Source organism: Fluviispira multicolorata (genome assembly GCF_009208585.1).
GTDB classification, from domain to species: domain Bacteria; phylum Bdellovibrionota_B; class Oligoflexia; order Silvanigrellales; family Silvanigrellaceae; genus Silvanigrella; species Silvanigrella multicolorata.
The window spans coordinates 573818-581127 of record NZ_WFLN01000006.1; the positions used below are offsets into that span (position 1 = coordinate 573818).

A 7310-nucleotide genomic window follows, 5' to 3' on the forward strand; every position below is an offset into this window, starting at 1 on the left:
AAAACATATGGAAATCATTATAATATATTTATTTATTGTTATTTAAGTTTGAATTATTTTAAAAAAATTAAATAATTATTTAATTCAGGGGAATATTTCAGTTTTATAGAAGAAGTATTATTGAAAAATAGGATCTGATTTTATCTGAAATATTCAAATGCTAGACTTATTGTTGCTCAATTTTAGCGGATAGGCGCTTAAGATTTTGTTCATTGGCGGGGCGATGATATGTTCGATATTGATTCATATAGAGATTAAATAATTAATATCTATATGAATCGGGTTTATATGGTCCTTCAATGGGAAGGCTTAAATATTCAGCTTGTTTATTTGTAAGTTGTGTTAATTTAACTCCAAGTTTGGCAAGGTGTAATCTTGCAACTTCTTCATCAAGTTTTTTAGGCAGTGTATAAACATCAATTTTATATTTCCCATGATTTTGCCAAAGTTCCATTTGTGCAAGGACTTGATTTGTAAAACTTGTGCTCATTACAAATGCTGGATGTCCTGTAGCACAACCTAAATTGACAAGGCGACCTTCAGCTAAAAGAATGATTTCGTGACCATCTGGATAATGGTATTTATCAACTTGTGGTTTGATATTTATATGCTTAATTCCCTTAGTTGCTTTAAGGCCTGCAACATCAATTTCAACGTCAAAATGTCCAATATTACAAACAATAGCTTGATCGCGCATTTTAGACATATGTTCGGCTGTAATAATATCGCAGCAGCCAGTTGCTGTAACAAAAATATGGGCCTCTTTTACCACTTCATCCATTGTTACAATTTGATAACCTTCCATTGCAGCTTGTAATGAATTTATCGGATCAATTTCTGTAATTAAGACGCGTGCTCCATGATGTCTCATGGCATGAGCACATCCTTTACCAACATCACCATAGCCCGCAACAACTATAGTCTTTCCCGCTATCATGACGTCTGTAGCGCGTTTGATTCCGTCCGGAAGTGATTCGCGGCAACCATATAAGTTGTCAAATTTACTTTTTGTTACGCTGTCATTGATATTTATTGCAGGAATCTTTAATTCACCTTTTTTTACCATTTGATGTAGGTGGTGAACTCCTGTTGTTGTTTCTTCTGAGACGCCTTTAATTTCTTTTAAAAGTTGAGGAAACTTTTTGTGCACTAAGCCAGTTAGATCTCCTCCATCATCAAGCAACATATTTGGACCATTGCCATTCGGAAACTTAAGCGATTGTTCAATACACCAGATATACTCTTCTTCCGTTTCGCCTTTCCATGCAAAGACAGGAACTCCGGTTTTTGCAATTGCAGCAGCTGCGGCATCTACAGTTGAAAAAATATTACAACTTGACCAGCGAACTTCCGCACCTAATATACCAAGTGTTTCAATTAGAACGGCTGTTTCAACTGTCATGTGCAAGCTACCCGCAATACGTGCACCTTTCAGTGGTTTGGAATTGCCATAGCGTTCTCTTAAAGTCATAAGACCTGGCATTTCTTTTTCAGCAAGTTCAATTTGCTTTCTGCCTAAATCAGCTAGAGAAATATCTTTTATCTTGTAATCCATGGTTGGCTCCATTCTTATTTTAAAAGTGCGGAATTAAACTTAAATAACTGCAAAATATTTTAATAGGAAATATATTTAATTTCTGAAAGAAACTAAATATATTGATCACCTCAATTTTTAAACTAAGATGATTTTACAGTAAGAGACTACGGTATTAGAATTAGATAATCAACAGGCAGGGGTTTTGTTCCATCTTTCAATTATTTCAAAAACAGTATGCGATTCAATATTATTAATACATGAACAATTATTAATAATGTTACATTTAATTGTGCATTTATTACTTTTATCTTTATTGATGCCAAGTATAAATTCTGCTTGTTTACCAAGAGGTCCCCATCTTGCAGGAACCATTTCTTTTATAGGTGGATATATACCAAGCGCATGAATTCCTAATGCTGCTGCAATGTGCAATGGTCCTGTACTGGCAGCTATAAGTCCATCGCATTCTTTTATAAATGATATAAATTGTGATAAATTAAATATTCCAGCAATATTTCTAACATGTGGTGCGTATTTAATTATTTTATCTTTTATAAATTCACTTTCAGATTCAGTGCCTGAAAGAAAAATATTGTATTTTTCTTTTGGTAATAAATTGGCTAATTTAACGAATTTTTCTGGGGGCCATTCTCGTGCGCTGCCTTTAGATTTTGGATGTAAAATAAGATTAAATTTATTTTTGTCAATTAATTTTTTATGATTGTCAGGTAAGCCTTCTGTACGAGTAAATCCATAATAATTAACTAATTCATTTGTTGTAATATTTGTATTTATGTTTAATGGGGAGAGTAATTTTAAATTGAGTTGGGCTTCGTGAAGCGTGGAGTTTTTTCGACTTAAATTGACCTTTTTATTGCAATAAATCCAATGATAAATTCTTCGGTTTGTCCCGATTCTGTTTAAAATTTTCAGATTGTAAGAGTATTTTGAAATTTCTTTATTAGGGAAAACATGAATGATAGAATCACAGTTTATTATTTCATTATTTTTCTTTATTTCTTCCCAATCGTAGAATTCGTCTATAAATTCACAGCAATCAATGATTGGTTTTGTATATTTTTTTCCAAGAAATAGAACTTTTGAATTAGGAAATTGCTTTTTAATTGCTCCAGCCATTGGAATCGTTAAAATAACATCTCCAATATTGTCTGTTCTACTTATTAAAATTCTTTTGAAAGAATCTAGATTCATAAAATGAATATTCCATAAGTCATTATGAGTTTATAACTCTTTTTCATTAATTTCTACATAGTTGTATTTTTTAAGGAAAAAATAATTTGCATATTTGATAAAATTAGAAAATGCAGAGCCAATGCAAACGATTAAACCTATTCTTCCATCCAAAAAACCTTTTTTCAAAAAATAGAAGCGTATAAATGTCCACATGGGTTGCAAAAATAATTGAGGCAGTAACACAATTTTCTTTTTTCTTTTAATTTCTTTTGCCCCTGCAAGACCATATTTATTCATTTTATCGAAATATTGGTAAATAGAAGTGTATGAATAATGTAAAAGATCAGTTTTAAAGCTTTCAACAATATAACCTTGTTTTGCAACAACACCTTCATGCAGAATATTATCGTTGAAATAAGCTCTTTTTTTATGAAAAAAACGAGTGACACGTCCAGGATACCATCCTGAGTGACGTACCCAATGATTTAAAAAAAATGTTTTTCTTGAAACATCAATGCCAGCTGTTTCATGAAAAGATCCTTCTGCGACACGATCTTCCCATTCTTTTGCAAGATCTACAGGAATGACCTCATCTGCATCAACCCAAAGGATCCAGTCATTTTCAGCTTTTTCTACACCAATTCTTTTATTTTCAACAAAGCCATACCACTTGGTTTGAATGACTGAGACTTTATTAAAGGTTTTTGCAATTTCAATTGTTTTATCGGTGCTGCCTGAATCAACTATGATAATTTCATCAACAAAGTCGAGTGAAGAAAGGCATCTTGCAATGTTTTTTTCTTCGTTCTTTGTTATAACGACCGCAGTTAATTTTTCAGGCTCTGGAACAAAATTCGAAATGTCGTAACTTTGACTTTTCTGATATTGTTCGTAGATTTCTTTTATTCCCATTCGATTGTCGCTGGCGGTTTTGTGCTAATGTCATAAACAACTCTGTTTATGCCTTTAACCTCATTAATAATTCGTGAAGATACATGAGCTAAAAACTCATACGGAAGTTTGCTCCAGTCCGCAGTCATACCGTCAGTAGCGCTTACGCAACGAATTGCTGCTACACTTTCATAAGTGCGTCCATCGCCCATCACTCCGACAGAGTTGACAGGTAAGAGTACCACAAATGCTTGCCAAGTTGAATGATAATGATTTTGCTTTTTAAGTTCTTCAATAAAAATGGCATCTGCTTCGCGAAGAATATTTAATCTTTCTTTTGTTACTTCACCAAGAACTCGAATTCCAAGCCCTGGACCTGGGAATGGATGACGGGAAAGCATATCTTGAGGGATATCCATTTCGGCGCCCAGTCTTCTCACTTCATCTTTAAAGAGTTCTCTTAGAGGCTCAATAAGTTTAAACTTCATTTTTTCAGGTAATCCACCTACATTATGGTGTGTTTTTATTGTTACACTTGTTCCATGTAAAGAGATAGATTCTATAACATCAGGATAAAGAGTGCCTTGAACTAAAAATTTTGCATTTTTAATTTCTTTTGTTTCTGCTTCAAAAACATCTATGAAGGTATTTCCAATTATTTTACGCTTTTGCTCAGGATCTTGAACGCCAGCGAGTCTAGATAAAAATAGCTCAGAAGCATCAACACCTTTCACATTTAAATTAAGATCTTTTTTAAAGCGTGCTAAAACTTCTTCATATTCATTTTTACGTAACAAGCCATTATTTATAAATAAACAAAGAAGCCTTTCACCCACAGCTTTTTGTGCCAGTACAGCTGCAACGCATGAGTCAACTCCACCACTTAGAGCGCAGATAACCTTTGTGTCTTTTCCTTCATTATCAACTGTATCCTTGATTTTCTTAACTGCATTTTCAATTTGTGATGAACTGTCCCAAGATTTTGTGTCTTTACATATTTCTTCAACAAACTGTTTTATTATTTCTTTACCACAAATAGAGTGTTCAACTTCTGGGTGAAATTGAAGACCATAGATTGGTAATTCCTTGTGATGAAAAGAAGAAATAACTTCGTTGCGAGTTAGTGAATCAACAGTTAATTTATCAGATAATTCTTGAATTTGATCGCCATGGCTCATCCAAACAATATTGTCTTCTGTATTTTTTAAATTGAAGAGAGGATTATTTTTATTTATATCATTATTAACTTTAATTTTTTCAAAACCATATTCACGATTTTTAGCAGGTGCAACTTTACCGTCGAGCATATAATTAATAAGTTGTAAACCGTAACAAATTCCTAAAAGAGGAACCCCTACTTCTTCAATATTTATATCTATCTTTGGTGCATTTTCTTCATATACACTGTGTGGTCCTCCTGAAAATATAATCCCAGAAAGTTTGTTTTGCTTTTTGAGCTCAAGAATTCTTTCTTTACCTTTTTTAAAAGGTACAATTTCAGAGTAAACAGATAATTCTCGAATTCTTCTTGCAACAAGTTGAGTGAATTGAGAACCAAAATCTATAACAAGAATCATATCTTTTTCCTTTTTCATATAAAGCATGAACGCCCGCTAAAAGCGAGCGTTTAAACCTAAGATCTGTGGAGGCTGTAATTTGGGGCTTCTTCAGTGATGTTCACATCATGGACGTGACTTTCTCTTAAGCCGGCTGCGGTTATTTTTACGAATTTGGCTTTTTCATGGAGTTCTAATATATCTTTTGCGCCTGTGTAGCCCATTCCAGCTCTAATTCCGCCAACAAGTTGATGAATTACATCGGAAAGTGAACCTCTATAAGGAACTTGACCTTCAATACCTTCAGGAACTAATTTATTATTATCGCTTTGAGTTCCTTGAAAATAACGATCTTTAGATCCTTGTTTCATGGCTCCTAAAGATCCCATTCCTCTGTAACGCTTATAGACTTTTCCTTGAAAGCTTACTCTTTCTCCTGGGGACTCTTCTGTTCCAGCAAGAAGTCCGCCCAACATAACTAAGTGCGCTCCAGCGGCCAATGCCTTCACTATGTCACCACTATATTTGATACCACCATCAGCAATAATTTTAACATTTGTTCCTGCAAGAGCTTCGGCTACACTCATAATTGCACTTACTTGTGGAACGCCAATGCCTGCAACAATTCGTGTAGTACAGATTGAACCTGGCCCTATTCCTACTTTTACGCAGTCAGCTCCTGCATCAGCAAGTGCTTTTGCAGCTTCTCCTGTTGCGATATTCCCAGCTACAATTATAATTTTATTACCATATTGCTTTCTGATAGCTGCAACTGTAGAAATAACACCTTTGCTGTGACCATGTGCTGTATCTATAACTAAGACGTCAACACCTGCATCAATAAGGGTTGGTATACGTTTCTCTACATCAAATGGTGTTACGCCCACTGCAGCTCCAACAAGAAGTTTTCCTGAAGAGTCTTTAGATGCGTTTGGATATTTAACTGCATTTTCAATATCACGTCTTGTTATAAGGCCAACAAGACGATCTTCTGTATCAACAATAGGTACTTTTTTAATTTTATGTTTTTGTAAGAGATTTTTTACTTGTTCAAATAGATTGCTTTCCCAAGGAGCATCTTTGTGCTGTTTCTTCATAACAACAAGGCGAGAGCGATCTGTCATTATTTCTTTAACATGCTTTGTAGGTTCTGTTTCAAAACGAACATCACGACCGGTAACAATTCCTACGAGTTTGCCTTCTTGAACAACAGGAATTCCTGAAATTTTACGAGATTCCATTATTTGTTTAGCATGTTGAATAGTATCATTAGGAGAAATTTGGATTGGATTTAAAACAACGCCGCTTTCTGAGCGCTTAACAAGTCTTATTTCTTCGGCTTGTTCATCAGGCGTTAAATTTTTATGAATGATTCCAAGGCCACCTTGACGAGCAATGCATGCTGCTAATTCATGTTCTGTTACTGTATCCATGGCCGCAGAAATAATAGGGCTATGAAGTTTGAGACTTTTTGAAATGTAAGAGCTGACATTTGCTTCGTGAGGCAAAGTTTCAGAGTAACTTGGTAATAAGAGGACGTCGTCAAAAGTTAAGGCGTCTGAAACAATTTTCTTAGAAAATAATGAGTTTTCTTTAGTAAAGCTAGCATTCATCTTGTACTCCATTCTTTTCTGTAGTGTGAAATCTCACGGGTAGTAAAAGTAGTGCGAAAGCTTTACCAAATAAAGATTTCTTAATCTAGTAAATTAAAAAATTTTGGGCAAAAAATTCATTTTTTTTTTAATAAGACTCAAAGAAAGCTGAAATGCAGCATAATAAAAATTTTATAGTAAATACCTACAGTTAAAAAAAATAATAAAGTTAACTATTTCTTTATTGCTAAGGGACTGAAATTTTAAGAGGTAATGAAAGAAGATTATAAACGCCTAAAAAATGGGCTAAATTTTATAAGGCTGAGAAATGAATTTTATATTATAATTTCAGTGTCTTATATAGAGTTAAAAAAAAGTTAAAATTTTTTCTAAGAAAGGTTTGACAAGCGGATGTGGGTTGTGTAGCTAAAGGTTCTCGCTGCTAGCGAAGTCACTCATAAAAAGAGAAGGCTAAGTGAAGCAAAGAGAAGTTATTTGACAAGAGAAGAGAGCAGAAACAGAGTGCGGGTCCTTAGAGGC

Annotated in this window: 5 protein-coding genes; all 5 read right to left on the reverse strand. The window is 34.0% G+C overall.

Annotated features, from left to right (window positions below; all coding sequences use genetic code 11):
• Positions 1-262: 262 nt before the first annotated feature.
• On the reverse strand, positions 263-1555 hold the full coding sequence (gene ahcY / locus GCL57_RS08965) for an adenosylhomocysteinase (protein WP_246164820.1): 1293 nt from the start codon (positions 1553-1555) through the stop codon (positions 263-265).
• Between the two features lie 168 nt (positions 1556-1723).
• Positions 1724-2749 (reverse strand): glycosyltransferase family 9 protein, encoded by a 1026-nt coding sequence (locus GCL57_RS08970; protein WP_152213013.1) that lies wholly within the window; start codon positions 2747-2749, stop codon positions 1724-1726.
• Between the two features lie 30 nt (positions 2750-2779).
• Positions 2780-3643: a glycosyltransferase family 2 protein gene (locus GCL57_RS08975; protein ID WP_152213014.1), complete on the reverse strand. Its 864-nt coding sequence runs from the start codon at positions 3641-3643 to the stop codon at positions 2780-2782.
• Positions 3634-5217 carry a glutamine-hydrolyzing GMP synthase gene (guaA, locus tag GCL57_RS08980; RefSeq protein WP_152213015.1) on the reverse strand — a complete coding sequence of 528 codons (1584 nt, stop codon included), beginning with the start codon at positions 5215-5217 and terminating at the stop codon, positions 3634-3636. Before guaA ends, GCL57_RS08975 begins: the two co-directional genes overlap by 10 nt.
• A 38-nt stretch (positions 5218-5255) precedes the next feature.
• Positions 5256-6791, reverse strand: coding sequence for an IMP dehydrogenase (gene guaB, locus GCL57_RS08985; RefSeq protein WP_211363248.1), 1536 nt, complete (start codon positions 6789-6791; stop codon positions 5256-5258).
• Positions 6792-7310: the final 519 nt, after the last annotated feature.

Excerpts from the sequence above, each read along its gene's own strand:
- guaB (WP_211363248.1), bottom strand. The coding sequence starts at position 6,791 with ATGAATGCTAGCTTTACTAAAGAAAACTCATTATTTTCTAAGAAAATT.
- ahcY (WP_246164820.1), bottom strand. The coding sequence starts at position 1,555 with ATGGATTACAAGATAAAAGATATTTCTCTAGCTGATTTAGGCAGAAAG.
- GCL57_RS08970 (WP_152213013.1), bottom strand. The coding sequence starts at position 2,749 with ATGAATCTAGATTCTTTCAAAAGAATTTTAATAAGTAGAACAGACAAT.
- guaA (WP_152213015.1), bottom strand. The coding sequence starts at position 5,217 with ATGAAAAAGGAAAAAGATATGATTCTTGTTATAGATTTTGGTTCTCAA.
- GCL57_RS08975 (WP_152213014.1), bottom strand. The coding sequence starts at position 3,643 with ATGGGAATAAAAGAAATCTACGAACAATATCAGAAAAGTCAAAGTTAC.